Here is a 17761-nt window from a genome sequence, read left to right as displayed (position 1 = left end):
CGCAAGTGCGTTGCGGGGTGCCCGCTCATTCCTCCAGGGTCAGTCCCTTGCGGAGCTTGACCAGGGTGCGGGAGAGCAGCCGCGACACGTGCATCTGCGAGATGCCGAGCTCCTCGCCGATCTCCGACTGCGTCATGTTGGCGACGAACCGGAGCGAGAGGATCGTCCGGTCGCGGTCCGGCAGTGAGGCGATCAGCGGCTTCAGGGACTCGACGTACTCGATGCCTTCGAGCCCGTGGTCCTCATAGCCGATCCGGTCGGCCAGCGCGCCCTCGTTCTCGTCCTCCTCGGGCTTGGCGTCCAGCGAGCTCGCGGTGTACGCGTTGCTCGCGGCCATGCCCTCGACGACCTCGTCGTGGGTGATGCCGAGGCGGTCGGCGAGCTCGCCCACGGTGGGCGATCGGTCCAGCTGCTGGGCGAGCTCGTCGCCCGCCTTGGCCAGGTCGAGCCGCAGCTCCTGCAGGCGGCGCGGTACGCGCACGGACCAGCTGGTGTCGCGGAAGAAGCGCTTGATCTCGCCGATGATGGTCGGCATCGCGAAGGTCGGGAACTCGACGCCCCGGCTGAGTTCGAACCGGTCGATCGCCTTGATCAGGCCGATGGTGCCGACCTGGATGATGTCCTCCATCGGCTCGCTGCGCGAGCGGAACCGGGAGGCGGCGAACTTGACCAGGGCCAGATTCAGTTCGACGAGCGTGTTGCGTACGTAGGAGTACTCGTGCGTGCCCTCTTCGAGGGATTCCAGCCGGCCGAAGAGCGTCTTCGACAGGGCTCTGGCATCCAGCGGCCCCACTTCGGAGTAGGGCGGGATCTCGGGAAGTCCTTCGAGGCCGGTCACGCCTTCGGTGCTGCGGTTGTCCTGGGTACTGCTGGTGTCACTGCCACTGCTGGTGGTGCTGTTGCGCGTGCCGTCCAGGACGGCCGCAGCAGGGGAGTCTGATTCGGTCAGTCCCTGAGGACATGCTGACGTCGCGTTGTGGGTACGCGTTTCGTCGAGCCGGGGTGACATGGTCTCCTCCATCGTTCTCGGCATATGGCTGCCGATGCCCATACGTGTTCCCGCGGTGAAGCGGCGCCTCCAAAGCCGGCCGTGTTTTGGGTGTCCCCCTACCCTTACCCGGTTCCTGCGGGTCGTTACAAGCGCCAATTGACGCTGTATGTCCGGTTTGTTGAGTTCTTCGGCTACCACGTGGCGCACGGAACGCGTACTCTTTCAAGAACGTCAGCGACAGCTGCAACTCATCTGCATGCGCATTGATGCGGACAGTGACGAGGCGAAGAGGAACGGGCATGGACCGCGGGACGGTCGGCAGCGCGAACCGGGGTCGGCTTCAGGTCGATGCCCGGACCGAGGGCCGAAGTGAGGTTGTCACGCCGGTGGGTGAGTTGGATCACCACACGGCGGACCTGCTGCGCGAGCCCCTGGAGCACGCGGTCGAGCAAGGGCGTGTGCGCCTGGTGGTCGACTGCTCGCAGCTCGAATTCTGTGATTCCACCGGGCTCAATGTGCTGCTCGGTGCCCGCCTCAAGGCGGAGGCGGCCGGGGGAGGGGTCCATTTGGCCGGAATGCTGCCGGTGGTGGCACGGGTCTTCGAGATCACCGGGGCCGAGGCGGTATTCACCGTCCACGACTCCCTCGAAGAGGCTCTGGACGCCTGATCGTGCCGCGTTTCGACGCCCCGGGCGCCCCTTCTGTTGCCCGTGTCACGCGCTCCGCTTAGGCGAAGTGGGTGTTGTCACGATTCGGCCGGGCAGGAGACCCCTCGGCGAGCCGTGGGCGACCTGCACACTGCGTGTCCGAGCGGTACCTGTATCAGTGTCCGTATCAATATTCGTTTCTGTATCTGTTCGATGGCGACATGGTGAATCGGTGAGGTGAAGCGCTGATGAGCACCACCCGGCAGCATCCGCCGGGCGACCTCGGCCGCGAGCCGGAGGGCGCAGGCGTGGGTGCCCACGCCGACGCGGGCACGCGCGCGGACGCGCGTTCCGGCGTTCCCTCCGCCGCGCACGTGGAGCCCGCGGAGCGGCAGTGGCGCACGCTGTCACTGCGGGAGGCCAGCGGCATCGTGCCGACGGCCCGCGATTTCGCCCGCCAGGCGCTCCATGACTGGGGCTGGCTCCCCGCCTCGACCGCCGACCGCCGTGCCGCCGCCGAGGACGTCCTGCTGGTCGTCTCGGAGCTGGTCACCAACGCGTGCCTGCATGCGGGCGGCCCCGACGAGCTCCGCATCGCCTGCACGCCGAAGGCCCTGCGGGTGGAGGTCACCGACGGCGGCGCCGGGCAGCCCGCACCCCGCACCCCGCACCGGGCGGGCCGGCCCGGCGGGCACGGCATGTTCATCGTGCAGCGGCTCTGCCTGGACTGGGGAGTCCTACGGGTATCGGGCGAGCCCGGCAAGACCGTCTGGGCGGAGCTGGCCGCCCCCGCATAGCCCCCGAGCGGCTTTCCCTGCTCGCCCCCCCGGGCTCGTACGCCCCTTGAAGAGCGCGCCGATCCGGCGCGCTCTTTGTCTTCCCTCCACAAGGCCCCAGGCGTACCTTGAGCGCCCAATCTGATGTGTCGTCAGTTATTTGCGCCGCAGTGAAGCGGCGCACGACGACTCCCGGCATGAGGGGAACTCGAGGTGTCGTACCAGAAGCGAACAGCTCTCGCGCTGGCGTCCGGGCTGGCGAGCGCGGTGGTGCTGCTGGCCGCGCCCGCCGCCCACGCGACGGTCGTCGACGTCAACTACAAGTGCAAGACCCCGATCGGTGACAAGGCCGCCGTCTCGCCCATCGACATCAAGAGCGTCAAGAGCGGCAGCGGCTACAAGCTCACCATGTCCTTCCAGAAGGGGGTCTCCTCCAGCCCGGTCGAACTGGGCAAAGGGGCGATGAACCCCAGCGCGGTGATCAAGGTGGGCGGCGCCGAGCCGGGGCAGGTCCAGGTCTCCGGGGCGGCCAACTCCGCGGCCATCCCCGCCAACACCCCCATCAAGATCAACGATCTGTCGGGGACGTACACCCCGAAGAAGAGCGGCAAGGTCGACTTCACCGCCGGGGTGCTCACCATCAAGGCACTCGGTACGACGACGACCTGCACCCCGTCGAACAACCCGGGCCCCTCGCTCTCCCTCGACGTCACCGCGGCGGGCGGCGGCACGAGCACATCGGGCAGCAGTGACTCACTGCCCAAGACCGGCCCGCTGGATTCGGCGGTGGCGCTCGGCACGCTCGGCGGCACGGTGCTGCTGACCGGTGCGGCCGGCGTGCTGTGGCTGACCAGGCGGGGGCAGCGGGCCACGGGCTGAACCCCGCGCGAACCGCCGCCGCCGTCACGCACCAGGGAGCCGCCCATGCCGCCGTTGACCGGTCACGCCACCCGCCTCGTCCCAGGACCTGTCGCCGCACGGCCGTCCGCCGCGCGACGCCTGGCCCGTGCCCTGCCGCTGCTCGCCGCCCTGTGGTGCACCCTCGCCATGGCGGCGGTGGCCGGTGCCACCGAGCACCCGGCCGGCCCGGCGTGGACGGCGCAGCCCGCGGCGAACGGCCCCGGGCAGGGCGAGGGCAGACCGTACTTCTACCTGGAGGGCCTGCCCGGCAGCGTCCTGGAGGACCGGCTCTCGGTCACCAACCCGGGACCGGAGCCGGTCACCGTACGGCTGCGCGGCGCCGACGCGTACAACACGGGGAACGGCGGATTCGCGGTGCGCGGTGCGCACGGATCCACCGGGACCGGGGCCTGGCTGCGGACGGCGAGCACCGAGGTGACGGTGCCCGGCCGGACCCGGGCCGATGTGCCGGTCTCCTTCACCGTGCCCGAGGACGCGCGGCCCGGCGACCACCCCGGTGCGATCGTCGCCGAGAGCGGCGGCCGCTCGGTGGGTGTACGGGTCCAGCTGCGGGTCGGCGGGCCGACGCTGGCCGCGCTCACGGTGGAGGACGTGACGGTGAGCGGCGGGACCATCCACTACACGCTGGTCAACCGGGGCAATGCGGTCCTCGTGCCGCGCCTGTCCGTCAGCGCGGACGGGGTGTTCGGGACCCTGCTGCGGCGCGGTGCCCGCACCCTGCCCGTGGAACTGCTGCCCGGTCAGCGGGTACGGCTCACCGAACCGTGGCGGGACGCCCCCGCCCTCGACTCCGTCACCGTACGGCTGCGCGTCACGGCGGCGGGCGGGGCGCACGGCGAGGCGACCGTCTCGGCGGCCTTCGTGCCCTGGGCACCGGTGACCGGCGGCGCGCTGCTCCTCCTGGCCGCCGTCGCCGCCGGCGTGTACGGCCTCCGGCGCCGGCGAGGGTCGCTGCGGGGCGCACACGACGGGGCCGGCCCGGCTCCGGATCCTCAACAGCACTCCGACGAGAGGCACTTGGTGAAGGCGGGAGCGGAATCGTGACTGGACGGACCGGACCGGCGGCATTCCGGAGCGACGGCCGCGGGCGGGCGGGCGTGCTGCTCGCCGTACTGCTGGCCGCGATACTGCCCGCCCTGCTGCTGACCGCGACCGGGGCCCGGGCCGAAAGCCCGGGCGCGGCGGACCCCAAACCGTTGGTCACGCTCTCGGAGAAGCAGGCGGGCAAGGGCGGCGAGATCACCGTCAAGGGCAAGGGCTGGCGGCCCGACACCCTGCTCATGATGCTGATCTGCGGGCAGTCCACCCCCGGGCGCGGCGTGATCGGCGGCACCAACTCCTGCTCCAACGCGGACGGCCGCGCCGTCACCACCGACAAGAAGGGCGCCTTCACCAAGAAGCTTCCGGTCGCCGAGCCGCCCGTGCCGTGCCCCTGCGTGGTCCATGTCGCCACCGTCACCGGTGAACAGGCCCTCGCCGACACGGTGTTCGTGGTCGCGGGTCATCCCGTCGCCGCGCTGCCGAAGCAGACGGGCGACGGAAAGCTCGCCGTCCTCGCAGCCACCCGGCTGGAGGGCGACAGCGGGATCCTCACCTGGTTCGGTGCCCCGCCGTCCCGCCGGCTCGTGTTCACGGTCGGCAACCTGGGCTCCGCGCCGGTCAAGGACCCGGTCTTCCAGGTCGGCACCGCCCACGGCGTCTACGCCACGCAGTGGGAGGAGCGGCAGTGGCGGGGGACCGTCGAGCCCGGCCGCAAGGCCCGTGTCGAACTGCCCGTCGAGCTGACGGCGGGCGCGCACGGCGACTACCAGATCTCACTGAAGTACGGCACGAAGGTGCTGGCCGAGCAGCCGTGGGGGGTCGGCCGCCCCTGGGGCGTGACGCTCTTCTGGATCCTGCTCTGCCTCGTCGTGCCCGCGGCCGTGTTCCGTATCGGCATGGCGATCGTCGACAAGGTACGGCCGCGCCCCGCACATGCGGCCGGCCGCCGGGGGCAGCGCCCGTCCCCGCGCACCGGCGTGACCGTGAGGTTCCCGAAGCTGCGGCGCTCCCCGGCCCCTGACGCCGGCCCCGCGCCCGCGACGGGCCCGAGCACCACCACGGCCGCGCTGCCGTGGTTCACCCCTGATTCCGCACCGTCAGAGCACAGACCGACGACGAAGGGACATTCGTGAGTACGCAACGCAGGACGGTCGCGGCGGGAGTCGCGATGATGATCGGCGGGGCGGGCATGCTGCTGGCCGCGAGCCCCGCCCAGGCCGCCGACATCTCGTACAAGACGGAGTGCATACCCCCGGCCATCTCCGGACTGCCGCCCGTCCAGGGCACCACCAAGGTGCAGCTGACCGCTCCGGCCGAGGCCAAGGTCGGGGACACCGTCGAGGTCGTGTGGAAGACGATCCAGGGTGCCTCCGACAATCCCGACGTGCTCGATCTCGAGAAGGACACCGTCAAGCCGACCGGCACCATCAAGCTGGGCGGCGCCGCCAGTGGCGAGCTGAAGATGGAGGGACCGCGGCAGAATCCGCCGATCCCCAAAAAGAGCCCGATGGTCGTGTCGGACATGAAGGGCACTCTGAAGCTGGAGAAGGCGGGTGATCTGACGCTGACGCCGGACGCGTACGCCCTCAACGTCTCCAAGCCGATCTCCACGGACACCAAGTGCACCCCGAAGGAGACGGTCCAGCCGGGCGCGACGATCAAGGTCGCGGACGGCGGTGGAGGCACCACCGGCGGCACGACGGCCGGTGGGACGACCGCGGGCGGCACGACAGCCGGTGGCACGACAGCCGGTGGGACGACGGCAGGCGGCACGACCTCCGGCGGCACGACCTCAGGCGGCACCACCAGCGGTGGCACGACCGCCGGTGGTTCGGACTCCGGCGGCAGTGGCGGTGCCACGGACTTCCCGGGCAAGGAAGTCGTCGTGAACTTCGCCTGCAAGTCGCCGGGTCCCGAGGAGGGCATCGCCTCCAAGGTGACGATCAACGCCAAGAAGAAGGGCGGGAGCTACGCGCTCACGGTCAAGACCGCCAAGGGCGTGATGAACAGCCCGGCCCCGCTGCCCGCCGGCGCGCTCAAGCCGTCCATGAAGATCGTCATCGGCGGCGCCGACAAGGGCTCCGTCAACGTGACCGGGCCGGGCAACCCCGAAGCCCTGGAGACGGGCAAGCCGGTGAATCTGCCCGACATGACCGGCACGTACAAGCCGGGTGCCTCCGGCAAGTCCACCCTCACACCCGGCGCCCTGACGATCGACGTCATGCTGGGCGGTCAGAAGATCAACATCCCGTGCACGGTCAAGGGCACCCCGCAGGCGTCGCTCGTACTCGACACCACCGCGCAGGAAGGCGGTGCGTCCGGAGGTGACACCGCGGGCTCCGGCGGAGCTGCGGCGGCGGGCGGCGGCACGGCGTCCGGCGGCGGGCTCGCGGCCACCGGGGCCGAGGACAACGGGTCCCTGCGCGCACTCGGCCTGGTCGCCGGCACGGCGATCCTGCTGGGCGGAGCGGTGTTCACGTTCACCCCGTGGCGCCGGCTGCGCGCGGGCCGGTGAGCTGAGCCCCGTACGCACACGGAAGGGGCCGCCGCACCGTTCTCACGGTGCGGCGGCCCCTGTGCGTGGAACCGAGGGATCAGCTCACGTCGCCCATGTGCTTCGTGACCTTCCTGCGGTACATCCAGATGCCGAAACCGGCGATGACCGCGAGGACCGCCTCGAAGGCGACGGCGCCCGAGGTGTTCAGATCGACCCCGAGCTGCGGGGACGTGAGGAGACCGGTGACGGAGTCGCCCGCGGTGACCGCGAGGAACCAGACACCCATCATCTGGGAGCTGTACTTCGCCGGGGCCATCTTCGTCGTGACCGACAGCCCGACCGGGGAGAGGCAGAGCTCGGCCACGGTCTGGATGAAGTAGATCGACACCAGCCACATCGGGCTGACCTTGCCGCCGTTGGCCGCGGTGTCGATCAGCGGGATCATGAAGACGACGAAGGAGATGCCGATCAGCACGAGGCTGGAGGCGAACTTGACGGCGGTGCTCGGCTCCTTGCCGCGCTTGTTCAGCCACAGCCAGCCCGAGGCGACCACGGGGGCTATCGCCATGATGAAGATCGGGTTCAGCGACTGGTACCAGGACGTCGGGAAGTCGAAGCCGAACAGGCTGTTCGTCGTCGAGTTCTCACCGAAGATCGACAGGGTCGAGCCGTTCTGGTCGTAGATCATCCAGAAGACGGCGGCGACCACGAAGAACCAGATGTAGCCCGACAGCTTGGACTGCTCGGTGTCCGTCAGCTCCTTGTCGCGCTTCATGCGGACCAGGACGGCGATCGGGATGATCAGTCCGGCGACGGTGATCGGCAGCAGCGCCCAGTCGGCGAAGTTCCCGGTGACGGCGAGCAGGGTGTAGAACACGCCCGCGACGATCAGCCACACCAGGCCCTTGCGCAGGACGGAGCGCTTCTCCTGGTCCGTCGCCGGGGTGGAGACGACGTCGCTCTCCGGGCTGAGGTGGCGGGTGCCGAGCATGAACTGGGCGAGGCCCAGGGCCATGCCGATCGCGGCGAGCGCGAAGCCGAAGTGCCAGTTGACCTTCTCACCGACGGTGCCGATGGTCAGCGGGGCGAGGAAGGCGCCGAGGTTGATGCCGATGTAGAAGAGCGTGAAGCCACCGTCGCGGCGCGGATCCTGCGGGCCCTTGTAGAGGTGGCCGACCATCGTGGAGATGTTCGCCTTCAGCAGGCCGGAGCCGAGCGCGACGAGCACCAGGCCGGCGAAGAAGGTCGCCGAGTTGGGCACAGCAAGCGTGATGTGGCCGAGGATGACGACGCCGCCGCCGATGGCGACCGTCTTGCGCGGCCCCCAGAAGCGGTCGGCCATCCAGCCGCCGGGCATGGCGAGCAGGTAGACCATCGCCATGTAGACGGAGTAGATAGCCGTCGCCGTGGTGGCACTCATGTGCATGCCGCCGGGCGCGATCAGGTACAGCGGGAGCAGTGCCTTCATGCCGTAGAAGCTGTAGCGCTCCCACATCTCGGTCATGAAGAGCGTGGCCAGGCCGCGGGGGTGGCCGAAGAAGGTCTTCTCGCCAACCGCGGTGCTCGCCGGGTCCTTCGTCAGGCTGGACGCCATGATCGATCCTTGCTTGCTCGGGACGCATCGCTCGTGAGAGGTATGCGCCCGGTGGGGGGAGGCCGGCACCGACGCGGGTACGCCCACCGCGATCGGGATCCACGCCCGGAACGCCCTCATCGGCGTCCCGGGCCCGGCCCACAGGTCATTCACTGAAAATCCGGGCTGGCGGGTACCAGCCCTGCACATGAAGAAGGACCCTCGGCGCTCATAGCTGCCCAAAGGTCCTTGAGTAGTGCAACAGGCGTTGAAACACCATACGACACGACAGAGCGGGATATGGAAGGACTTGAGACATGGATCACAGGTCCAAGTGCAACCACAGTCCCACATTCGAAGGTCTGAGCAAGAACGGGTCGCAGACCCGCAGGGGTTTTGGATCACCTCACTCCTTGTCGTCCGCGCGGACTACCATCACTGCATGACCCGTGTACTGCTCGCCGAGGACGACGCATCCATCTCGGAGCCGCTGGCCCGCGCCCTGCGTCGGGAGGGTTACGAGGTCGAGGTCCGCGAAGACGGCCCGACCGCACTCGACGCCGGCCTCCAGGGCGGCATCGACCTGGTCGTGCTCGACCTGGGGCTGCCCGGGATGGACGGCCTCGAAGTCGCCCGCCGGCTCCGCGCCGAGGGCCACACCGTGCCGGTCCTGGTGCTCACCGCCCGCGCCGACGAGGTGGACACGGTCGTCGGCCTCGACGCCGGCGCCGACGACTACGTCACCAAGCCCTTCCGGCTGGCCGAACTCCTGGCCCGGGTCCGGGCCCTGCTGCGCCGCGGCGCCACCGAGCCCGCCCCGCAGCCCGCCACCCACGGCGTCCGGATCGACGTCGAGTCGCACCGCGCCTGGATGGGCGACGAGGAACTGCAGCTCACCGCCAAGGAGTTCGACCTGCTGCGGGTCCTGGTCCGGGACGCGGGCCGGGTCGTCACGCGCGACCAGCTGATGCGCGAGGTCTGGGACACCACCTGGTGGTCGTCCACCAAGACACTCGACATGCACATCTCCTGGCTCCGCAAGAAGCTCGGCGACGACGCCGCCAATCCCCGGTACATCGCCACCGTCCGGGGCGTCGGCTTCCGCTTCGAGAAGAGCTGACGTACAGAAGCAGTCATGCGCCGACGTCTGATCAACTCCACCCTCGCCGTGGTGCTCGTGGTGATCGCCGTCTTCGGCGTCTCCCTCGTCATCGTCGAGACCCGCACCATCAGCAGCAGCGCCCAGGAGAGTGTCGACTCCGAGGCGCTGCGGCTGATCAGCGTGATCGAGAGCCGGCTCCTGGGCGCCGAGCGGATCAACCCCGACGTGCTGGCCGAACAGATCGACGACGAGCGCTACGCCCTGGTGAAGATGCCCGGCCGTGCCCCCATCGAGGTCGGTGAACGCCCCAGCGGCAGTGTGATCACCGCCACGGAGGAGGGCGAACACGGCGAGAAGGTCACTGTCGAGGAGTCCCGCTCCTCCGTCACCCGCGAGGTCGGCCGCACCCTGATGATCATCGGTGCGGTGGCGCTGCTGGCCATCGTCTCCGCGGTGCTCCTGGCGGTACGCCAGGCCAACAAGCTGGCCTCTCCGCTCACCGACCTCGCCGAGACCGCGGAGCGCCTGGGCTCGGGCGACCCGCGCCCACGTCACAAGCGGTACGGGGTGCCGGAGCTGGACCGGGTGGCCGACGTCCTGGACTCCTCCGCCGAACGGATCGCCCGGATGCTGACCGCGGAGCGCCGGCTCGCCGCCGACGCCTCCCACCAGCTCCGTACGCCGCTCACCGCGCTCTCCATGCGGATCGAGGAGATCTCCGTCACCGACGACCCCGAGACGGTGAAGGAGGAGGCGAACATCGCCCTCACCCAGGTCGAGCGGCTCACGGACGTGGTCCAGCGGCTGCTCACCAACGCCCGGGACCCGCGGACCGGCTCGGCCGTCGTCTTCGACCTCGACGAGATCGTCAAGCAGCAGATCGAGGAGTGGCGCCCGGCCTACCGGAGCGAGGGCCGCGCCGTCGTCCGCTCCGGCAAGAAGGGGCTGCGGGCCGTCGGGACCCCGGGCGCGGTCGCACAGGTGCTCGCCGCGCTGATCGAGAACTCACTCATGCACGGCGGCGGTACGGTCGCGCTGCGCACCCGGGTCACCGGCAATCAGGCGGTCATCGAAGTGACGGACGAGGGCCCGGGGGTCCCCGCCGACCTGGGAGCGCGGATCTTCGAGCGGACCATCAGCGGCCGCAACTCCACGGGCATCGGCCTCGCGGTGGCCCGCGACCTCGCGGAGGCGGACGGCGGCCGCCTCGAACTGCTCCAGCAGCAGCCCCCGGTCTTCGCGCTGTTCCTCAGCCAGGTGGCCCTGGACAGAGAGGAACCGGAACGCCCGGTGAGGTGACCGGCCACACGTGACCGTCCTACGGGGCCGTCCGGCGTGGCCGTCCTACGGGCCCGGCTCTAGCGCCGGGCCGTGTCCGCCTCGACCCGCACCGCTGCGGCCGGAGCCGGAGCCGGTACGGAAACGGCACGCGCCGCCTGTGCGACGTCCTCCGGGCTTGCGGCCAGGTCCTCCGTGATCACGGTCACGTCCTCCGTGCTCACGACCACGTCTTTGTCAGGCAGCGCCCGGAAGACCCACGTCCGGTAGGACCAGAACCGGAACATCGTCGCGATGCCGATTCCGAGGATCTTGAAGACGTTGCTCTGGACCGGGCTGTTCCAGCCGAACCCGTACGTGGCGACGTACAGCACACCGGTCTCGATGACCGCACCCACCGCGCTGAACAGCAGGAACAGGGTCAGTTCCCGGGTCCGGCCGCTCTTGTCGCGGTCCCGGTACGTCCAGTAGCGGAAGCCGACGTAGTTGCAGAGGATCGCGACGGCCGTCGCCATCAGGCCCGCTCGCACCGTCGGGATGTCCGTGTACCGCCACAGCAGGTTGGATACGGCGATATTGACGACCAGGCCGACCGCGCCGACCACGCCGAACTTGGCGACCTCCCGGGCCAGCAGATCCAGCCGGGTCCGCAGTGCGCCCCGTTCGCTCATGGTGATCGCTCAGCCCGTCTGTCGGTTCGGCTTCAGGTTCCGTCAACCCAGCCATGCTAACCAGGCGGCCGGTCGCCTGCCTGTGAGTAGGGATACAGGTGTGGCGAGGCCGTGACACCCCACAGCCCCTTCCGGGACGGTCCGGCGGACCGGCCGGGACGGCATGGCCCAGGGCATCGTCGGGTGGCCCCGGACGGTGCGGATACCCTGGAGGAGTGACGTTCCCGGTAGTCGGCATGGTCGGTGGCGGTCAGCTCGCCCGTATGACCCACGAGGCGGGCATCCCCCTCGGCATCAAGTTCAAGCTCCTCAGTGACACCGCTCAGGACTCGGCGGCCCAGGTCGTGAATGAAGTCGTCGTAGGCGACTATCGCGACCTGGAGACGCTGCGAGCCTTCGCGCGCGGCTGTGACGTGATCACCTTCGATCACGAGCACGTGCCCACCGAGCATCTGCGGGCCCTGGAGGCGGACGGCATCCCCGTGCGCCCCGGCCCCGATGCCCTGGTGCACGCCCAGGACAAGGGGGTGATGCGCGCGAAGCTCACCGAGATCGGCGCGCCCTGCCCCCGCCACCGCATCGTGGAGGACCCGGCCGACGCCGCCGCCTTCGCCGAGGAGGTGGGCGGCTTCCCGGTCATCCTCAAGACCGTGCGCGGCGGCTACGACGGCAAGGGCGTGTGGGTGGTCCGCTCCGAGGCGGACGCCGCCGACCCCTTCCGAGCCGGCGTCCCGGTCCTCGCGGAGGAGAAGGTCGACTTCGTACGGGAGCTGGCGGCCAACATCGTCCGCTCGCCGCACGGCCAGGCCGTCGCCTACCCGGTCGTCGAGTCCATCCAGGTCGACGGCGTCTGCGACACGGTCATCGCCCCGGCCCCCGACCTGAGCGAGAAGCTCGCCGGCGAGGCCCAGCAGCTCGCCCTCCGTATCGCCGCGGAGCTCGGCGTGGTCGGTCACCTCGCCGTCGAGCTCTTCGAGACCCGCGACGGGCAGATCCTCGTCAACGAACTGGCGATGCGCCCGCACAACTCCGGGCACTGGACCCAGGACGGCGCGATCACCTCGCAGTTCGCCAACCACGTCCGGGCCGTCCTGGACCTCCCGCTCGGCGACCCGCGCCCGCGCGCCACCTGGACGGTCATGTCCAACGTGCTGGGCGGCGACTTCCCGGACATGTACCAGGCATACCTGCACTGCATGGCCCGCGATCCGCAGCTCAAGATCCACATGTACGGCAAGGACGTGAAGCCCGGCCGCAAGGTCGGCCACGTCAACACCTACGGCGACGATCTGGCGGACGTGCGGGAGCGCGCCCGGCACGCGGCCGACTACCTGCGAGGAACGATCACCGAATGACTTCCCCCGCCTCCACCGCGCCGGTCGTCGGCATCGTCATGGGCTCGGACTCCGACTGGCCCGTCATGGAAGCAGCGGCCAAGGCCCTCGACGAGTTCGAGATCCCCTACGAGGTCGACGTCGTCTCCGCCCACCGCATGCCGCGCGAAATGATCGCGTACGGCGAGAACGCCGCGGGCCGCGGCCTCCGGGCGATCATCGCCGGTGCGGGCGGCGCCGCCCACCTGCCCGGCATGCTCGCCTCGGTCACCCCGCTGCCCGTCATCGGCGTGCCGGTCCCGCTGAAGTACCTGGACGGCATGGACAGCCTCATGTCCATCGTCCAGATGCCCGCCGGCATCCCGGTCGCCACCGTGTCCATCGCGGGCGCGCGCAACGCGGGTCTGCTGGCCGTCCGCATCCTCGCCGCCCACGACAGCGAACTGCAGACCCGCATGACCGAATTCCTGCAGGACCTCAACGACCAGGCCACCGAGAAGGGCAAGCGCCTGCGCAGCAAGGTCCAGAGCCCCGACTCCTTCGGCTTCGGAAAGTAGGAACGGTGACGGACCGACTGGACCGGGCCCGGGAACTCCTCGCCGAGTACCCCGTCGTCGACGGTCACAACGACCTGCCGTGGGCGCTGCGCGAACAGGTCAACTACGACCTGGACGCGCGAGACATCGCCACCGACCAGTCGGCCCACCTGCACACCGACATCCCCCGGCTGCGCGCCGGGGGAGTCGGAGCCCAGTTCTGGTCCGTGTACGTACGGTCCGACATGGCGGGCGACGACGCCGTGAGCGCCACCCTGGAGCAGATCGACGCGGTCGCCGAACTCCTGGAGCGCCACCCCGCCGACCTGCGCCGCGCGCTGACGGCCGACGACATGGAGACGGCCCGCTCCGAGGGCCGCATCGCCTCCCTGATGGGGGCCGAGGGCGGCCACTCCATCCACAACTCGCTGGGCACCCTGCGCGCCCTGCACACCCTCGGCGTCCGCTACATGACGCTCACCCACAACGACAACATCGCCTGGGCGGACTCGGCGACGGACGACCCGGGCGTCGGCGGGCTCTCGCCCTTCGGCCACGAGGTCGTACGGGAGATGAACCGCACCGGCATGCTGGTCGACCTCTCGCACGTCGCGGCGACGACGATGCGCGACGCGCTCGCCACCTCGACCGCGCCGGTGATCTTCTCGCACTCCTCGGCGCGGGCGATCTGCGACCACCCGCGCAACATCCCCGACGACGTCCTCGCGCAGCTCCCGGCCAACGGGGGCATCGCCATGGCGACCTTCGTACCGAAGTTCGTCCTGCCGGAGGCCGTCGCCTGGACGCGGGCCGCGGACGAGAACATGCGCGCCCAGGGCCTGCACCACCTCGACACCACCGAGCGGGCGATGAAGATCCACGCCGCGTTCGAGGCGGCGAACCCCCGCCCGATGGCGACCGTGGCCACGATCGCCGACCACCTCGACCACATGCGCGAGGTCGCCGGGATCGACCACATCGGCATCGGCGGCGACTACGACGGCACCGCGTTCCTCCCGCAGGGCCTCGAGGACGTCGCGGGCTACCCGAACCTGATCGCGGAGCTCCTGGGCCGCGGCTGGTCCGCCGCCGACCTGGCCAAGCTCACCTGGCAGAACGCGGTACGGGTACTGCGCGCCGCCGAGGACGTGGCCCGGGACCTGCGCACCCGCCGCAGCCCGTCCCACGCCACGATCGAGCAGCTGGACGGCCCGGCGGTCTGAGTCCTGGGGCGCCGGGCGTCTAATTGGCGCAGAGACAGAACGGGTGCCCCGCCGGATCGGCGTACACCCGGAAACTCCGCTTCCGGTCGGAGGCGTCGAGCACCGTCGCACCCAGCGCCAGCACCTCCCGCTCCGCCGCGTCCAGATCCTCCACCTTCAGATCGAGGTGGAACTGCTGCGAGCCGTCCGCACTCGGCCACCGCGGTGGTACGAAGCCGGGCGCGGCCTGGAAGGCGAGCGGCGTGCCGAAGCCGCCGGTGAGGTCGACCCACCTGTCGTCGTTGTCCTCCATCACGGTGACCTTTCCGCCCAGCAGCCCGGCGTAGAAGCCGGCGAGGGCCAGGGGGTCCGGACAGTCCAGGACGACTGCACCCAGTGTGGCGATGGCCATGACGTTTCCTCCTTGGGCGGATCTGATCGGTCGGCTGAGAGGCGGAGACGGCGCGCGGGTGCGGCTCAGGCCTTCGGCCGCCCCATCGCCCGGTAGGTCCACCCGGCCTCGCGCCACACGGCCGGGTCCAGGGCGTTGCGCCCGTCCAGGATGATGCGGCGGCCGGCGACCTCGCCCAGCGCCTCCGGGTCCAGCTCGCGGAACTCGCGCCACTCCGTCAGGTGCAGCACCACGTCCGCGCCGCGCACGGCGTCCAGGGCGGTGCCGGCGTAACCGAGGGTGGGGAAGAGCCGCCGGGCGTTGTCCATGCCCTTCGGGTCGAAGACCGTGACCTGGCCGCCCTGGAGATGGATCTGGCCGGCGACGTTCAGTGCCGGTGAGTCGCGTACGTCGTCCGAGTCCGGCTTGAACGTCGCGCCCAGCACGGCGACCCGCTTGCCGAGGAAGGAGTCGCCGCCCACGGCCTCCCGGGCCAGCTCCACCATGTGGCCGCGACGGCGCATGTTGATGGAGTCGACCTCGCGGAGGAAGGTCAGGGCCTGGTCGGCACCCAGCTCGCCGGCGCGCGCCATGAAGGCGCGGATGTCCTTGGGGAGGCAGCCGCCGCCGAAGCCGATGCCGGCCCGCAGGAACTTCTTCCCGATGCGCTCGTCGTGGCCGATCGCCTCGGCCAGCTTCACCACGTCGCCGTCGGCGGCCTCGCAGACCTCCGCCATGGCGTTGATGAACGAGATCTTGGTGGCGAGGAAGGAGTTGGCGGAGGTCTTCACCAGCTCGGCGGTCGGGAAGTCCGTCACCACGAACGGGGACCCCTCCGCGACCGGCACGGCGTACACCTCGCGCAGCAGCTTCTCGGCCCGCTCGCTCTCCACACCGACGACGATCCGGTCGGGGTGCAGGGTGTCGTTGACGGCGAAGCCCTCGCGCAGGAACTCCGGGTTCCAGGCCAGCTCGGCACCCTCACCCACGGGCGCGAGCTCGACGAGCCGCGCCGCGAGCCGGGCCGCGGAGCCGACCGGGACGGTGGACTTGCCGACGACCAGGGCGGGCCTGGTCAGGAGGGGTGCGAGCGAGTCGAAGGCGCTGTCGACGTAGCTCATGTCGCAGGCGTACTCGCCGTGCTTCTGCGGGGTGTTCACGCAGACGAAGTGCACATCGCCGAACTCCGCCACCTCCTCCCACGAAGTGGTGAACCGCAGCCGCCCGGTGGAGCCCTCGATGCCCGCGACGTGCTTCTCCAGGATCTCCTCGAGTCCCGGCTCGTACATCGGGACCCGGCCGGCGGACAGCATCTCGATCTTCTCGGGCACGATGTCGAGCCCCATGACCTCGAAGCCCAGTTCCGCCATGGCCGCGGCGTGGGTGGCGCCGAGATAGCCGGTGCCGATCACAGTGATCCTGAGGGCCATGTAGTGCTCCAGTGAGATGCGGACAGACGTGCGGTGAACGAGCATAGTCCTGCCTTTGAAACGTCCCATTCAGGCTGTCGTGAAGCTCACGGCCCGCGCGCGTATGCCTTTGCCGGGGCAGGCGCCTAAAATTGGGTTACTTAACGGTAGTTAGCATCTTGGGGAGTGAGCGTCTTGGCGGGTTCGACCGATTTCGACCTGTACCGTCCGGCCGAGGAGCACGACATGCTCCGTGAGACGGTGCGTGCGCTCGCCGAGGCGAAGATCGCCCCGTTCGCGGCCGCGGTCGACGAGGAGGCCCGCTTCCCGCAGGAGGCGCTGGACGCCCTCACCGCCGCCGACCTGCACGCGGTCCACGTACCGGAGGAGTACGGCGGCGCCGGCGCCGACGCGCTCGCCACGGTCATCGTGATCGAGGAGGTGGCCCGCGCCTGCGTGTCCTCCTCCCTCATCCCGGCCGTGAACAAGCTCGGCTCGCTCCCGGTGATCCTCTCCGGCTCCGAGGACCTGAAGAAGAAGTACCTGGGCCCGCTCGCCAAGGGTGACGCGATGTTCTCGTACGCCCTCTCCGAGCCGGACGCGGGTTCCGACGCCGCCGGCATGAAGACCAGGGCCGTGCGCGACGGCGACTTCTGGGTCCTCAACGGCGTGAAGCGCTGGATCACCAACGCGGGCGTCTCCGAGTACTACACGGTCATGGCGGTCACCGACCCGACCAAGCGCTCCAAGGGCATCTCGGCCTTCGTCGTCGAGAAGTCGGACGAGGGCGTCTCCTTCGGCGCCCCGGAGAAGAAGCTCGGCATCAAGGGCTCCCCGACCCGCGAGGTCTACTTCGACAACGTCCGCATCCCCGCCGACCGCATGATCGGCGAGGAGGGCACCGGCTTCGCCACCGCGATGAAGACCCTGGACCACACCCGCATCACGATCGCGGCCCAGGCGCTCGGCGTCGCCCAGGGCGCGCTGGACTACGCCAAGGGCTACGTCCAGGAGCGCAAGCAGTTCGGCAAGCCGATCGGCGACTTCCAGGGCGTCCAGTTCATGCTCGCCGACATGGCCATGAAGCTGGAGGCGGCCCGCCAGCTCACCTACTCGGCCGCCGCCAAGTCCGAGCGCCTCGACGGCGACCTCACGTTCTTCGGCGCCGCGGCCAAGTGCTTCGCCTCCGACGTCGCGATGGAGATCACCACGGACGCGGTCCAGCTGCTCGGCGGCTACGGCTACACGCGGGACTACCCCGTGGAGCGGATGATGCGCGACGCGAAGATCACGCAGATCTACGAGGGCACGAACCAGGTCCAGCGGATCGTCATGGCCCGCAACCTCCCGTAGCGGCAAGCGGTTCCCGCGCCCCGCACCCGGATCGTCCCG

Annotated in this window: 17 protein-coding genes; 12 read left to right on the top strand and 5 right to left on the bottom strand. The window is 70.1% G+C overall.

Translation table 11 applies throughout. The features are described from left to right. Positions 1–25: 25 nt before the first annotated feature. Entirely contained in the window at positions 26–1009 is a 984-nt protein-coding gene (locus SH922_RS15325) for an RNA polymerase sigma factor SigF (protein WP_393063576.1), read from the bottom strand. A gap of 281 nt (positions 1010–1290) precedes the next feature. Between SH922_RS15325 and SH922_RS15320 the strand changes: the two genes are divergently transcribed. The 6 genes from SH922_RS15320 to SH922_RS15295 all read left to right on the top strand — a co-directional run bounded on the left by SH922_RS15320 (position 1291) and on the right by SH922_RS15295 (position 6891). After that, positions 1291–1659, top strand: coding sequence for an STAS domain-containing protein (locus SH922_RS15320; protein WP_393058512.1), 369 nt, complete (start codon positions 1291–1293; stop codon positions 1657–1659). 227 nt (positions 1660–1886) lie between these two features. After that, positions 1887–2435 (top strand): ATP-binding protein, encoded by a 549-nt coding sequence (locus SH922_RS15315; RefSeq protein WP_393058511.1) that lies wholly within the window; start codon positions 1887–1889, stop codon positions 2433–2435. Between the two features lie 192 nt (positions 2436–2627). Next, positions 2628–3293 (top strand): peptidase, encoded by a 666-nt coding sequence (locus SH922_RS15310; protein ID WP_393058510.1) that lies wholly within the window; start codon positions 2628–2630, stop codon positions 3291–3293. Positions 3294–3338: 45 nt separating this feature from the next. Beyond that, positions 3339–4379, top strand: a complete 1041-nt coding sequence (locus SH922_RS15305; RefSeq protein WP_393058509.1) for a hypothetical protein — start codon at positions 3339–3341, stop codon at positions 4377–4379. Next, on the top strand, positions 4376–5509 hold the full coding sequence (locus SH922_RS15300) for a hypothetical protein (protein WP_393058508.1): 1134 nt from the start codon (positions 4376–4378) through the stop codon (positions 5507–5509). Before SH922_RS15305 ends, SH922_RS15300 begins: the two co-directional genes overlap by 4 nt. Positions 5510–5547: 38 nt before the next feature. Continuing rightward, a complete protein-coding gene (locus SH922_RS15295; RefSeq protein ID WP_393063575.1) occupies positions 5548–6891 on the top strand; it encodes a hypothetical protein in 1344 nt (447 codons plus the stop codon). A gap of 79 nt (positions 6892–6970) precedes the next feature. Here SH922_RS15295 and SH922_RS15290 read toward each other — a convergent pair whose 3' ends face one another. Continuing rightward, positions 6971–8467: a peptide MFS transporter gene (locus SH922_RS15290; RefSeq protein WP_393058507.1), complete on the bottom strand. Its 1497-nt coding sequence runs from the start codon at positions 8465–8467 to the stop codon at positions 6971–6973. A gap of 421 nt (positions 8468–8888) precedes the next feature. Between SH922_RS15290 and SH922_RS15285 the strand changes: the two genes are divergently transcribed. Both SH922_RS15285 and SH922_RS15280 read left to right on the top strand, forming a co-directional pair. Further along, positions 8889–9566, top strand: coding sequence for a response regulator transcription factor (locus tag SH922_RS15285; RefSeq protein ID WP_018524728.1), 678 nt, complete (start codon positions 8889–8891; stop codon positions 9564–9566). Positions 9567–9581: 15 nt separating this feature from the next. Beyond that, the gene (locus tag SH922_RS15280) at positions 9582–10847 is read left to right on the top strand and encodes an ATP-binding protein (RefSeq protein ID WP_393058506.1); all 1266 of its coding nucleotides are present in this window, start codon (positions 9582–9584) and stop codon (positions 10845–10847) included. Between the two features lie 59 nt (positions 10848–10906). On the opposite strand, the gene SH922_RS15275 is transcribed toward SH922_RS15280, so the two are convergent. Then, on the bottom strand, positions 10907–11497 hold the full coding sequence (locus tag SH922_RS15275) for a GtrA family protein (RefSeq protein WP_393058505.1): 591 nt from the start codon (positions 11495–11497) through the stop codon (positions 10907–10909). Positions 11498–11712: 215 nt separating this feature from the next. Here SH922_RS15275 and SH922_RS15270 point away from each other — a divergent pair, with 215 nt between their 5' ends. From SH922_RS15270 to SH922_RS15260, 3 genes are read left to right on the top strand one after another with little or no spacing between them, the layout of a single operon-like run. Next, positions 11713–12852 carry a 5-(carboxyamino)imidazole ribonucleotide synthase gene (locus tag SH922_RS15270; protein ID WP_393058504.1) on the top strand — a complete coding sequence of 380 codons (1140 nt, stop codon included), beginning with the start codon at positions 11713–11715 and terminating at the stop codon, positions 12850–12852. Further along, positions 12849–13388, top strand: a complete 540-nt coding sequence (gene purE, locus SH922_RS15265) for a 5-(carboxyamino)imidazole ribonucleotide mutase (RefSeq protein ID WP_393058503.1) — start codon at positions 12849–12851, stop codon at positions 13386–13388. Before SH922_RS15270 ends, purE begins: the two co-directional genes overlap by 4 nt. 5 nt (positions 13389–13393) lie before the next feature. After that, on the top strand, positions 13394–14590 hold the full coding sequence (locus SH922_RS15260) for a dipeptidase (protein ID WP_393058502.1): 1197 nt from the start codon (positions 13394–13396) through the stop codon (positions 14588–14590). A gap of 19 nt (positions 14591–14609) precedes the next feature. Here the strand turns inward: SH922_RS15260 and SH922_RS15255 are convergent, their stop codons facing one another. Continuing rightward, positions 14610–14981 (bottom strand): VOC family protein, encoded by a 372-nt coding sequence (locus SH922_RS15255; protein ID WP_393058501.1) that lies wholly within the window; start codon positions 14979–14981, stop codon positions 14610–14612. 65 nt (positions 14982–15046) lie between these two features. Beyond that, entirely contained in the window at positions 15047–16390 is a 1344-nt protein-coding gene (locus SH922_RS15250) for a UDP-glucose dehydrogenase family protein (RefSeq protein ID WP_393058500.1), read from the bottom strand. A 174-nt stretch (positions 16391–16564) separates the two neighbouring features. Between SH922_RS15250 and SH922_RS15245 the strand changes: the two genes are divergently transcribed. Beyond that, the gene (locus SH922_RS15245) at positions 16565–17722 is read left to right on the top strand and encodes an acyl-CoA dehydrogenase family protein (RefSeq protein WP_363067658.1); all 1158 of its coding nucleotides are present in this window, start codon (positions 16565–16567) and stop codon (positions 17720–17722) included. Positions 17723–17761 lie beyond the last annotated feature (39 nt).

This window comes from Streptomyces sp. LN549 (genome assembly GCF_043203805.1).
Classification (GTDB): Bacteria; Actinomycetota; Actinomycetes; order Streptomycetales; family Streptomycetaceae; genus Streptomyces.
Note: the sequence above shows the minus strand (reverse complement) of the source record. Positions and strands in the feature narration are given on the sequence as shown.

Excerpts from the sequence above, each read along its gene's own strand:
- SH922_RS15275 (WP_393058505.1), bottom strand. The coding sequence starts at position 11,497 with ATGAGCGAACGGGGCGCACTGCGGACCCGGCTGGATCTGCTGGCCCGG.
- SH922_RS15305 (WP_393058509.1), top strand. The coding sequence starts at position 3,339 with ATGCCGCCGTTGACCGGTCACGCCACCCGCCTCGTCCCAGGACCTGTC.
- SH922_RS15295 (WP_393063575.1), top strand. The coding sequence starts at position 5,548 with ATGATCGGCGGGGCGGGCATGCTGCTGGCCGCGAGCCCCGCCCAGGCC.
- SH922_RS15250 (WP_393058500.1), bottom strand. The coding sequence starts at position 16,390 with ATGGCCCTCAGGATCACTGTGATCGGCACCGGCTATCTCGGCGCCACC.
- SH922_RS15280 (WP_393058506.1), top strand. The coding sequence starts at position 9,582 with ATGCGCCGACGTCTGATCAACTCCACCCTCGCCGTGGTGCTCGTGGTG.
- SH922_RS15285 (WP_018524728.1), top strand. The coding sequence starts at position 8,889 with ATGACCCGTGTACTGCTCGCCGAGGACGACGCATCCATCTCGGAGCCG.
- SH922_RS15325 (WP_393063576.1), bottom strand. The coding sequence starts at position 1,009 with ATGTCACCCCGGCTCGACGAAACGCGTACCCACAACGCGACGTCAGCA.
- SH922_RS15320 (WP_393058512.1), top strand. The coding sequence starts at position 1,291 with ATGGACCGCGGGACGGTCGGCAGCGCGAACCGGGGTCGGCTTCAGGTC.
- SH922_RS15290 (WP_393058507.1), bottom strand. The coding sequence starts at position 8,467 with ATGGCGTCCAGCCTGACGAAGGACCCGGCGAGCACCGCGGTTGGCGAG.
- purE (WP_393058503.1), top strand. The coding sequence starts at position 12,849 with ATGACTTCCCCCGCCTCCACCGCGCCGGTCGTCGGCATCGTCATGGGC.
- SH922_RS15315 (WP_393058511.1), top strand. The coding sequence starts at position 1,887 with ATGAGCACCACCCGGCAGCATCCGCCGGGCGACCTCGGCCGCGAGCCG.
- SH922_RS15255 (WP_393058501.1), bottom strand. The coding sequence starts at position 14,981 with ATGGCCATCGCCACACTGGGTGCAGTCGTCCTGGACTGTCCGGACCCC.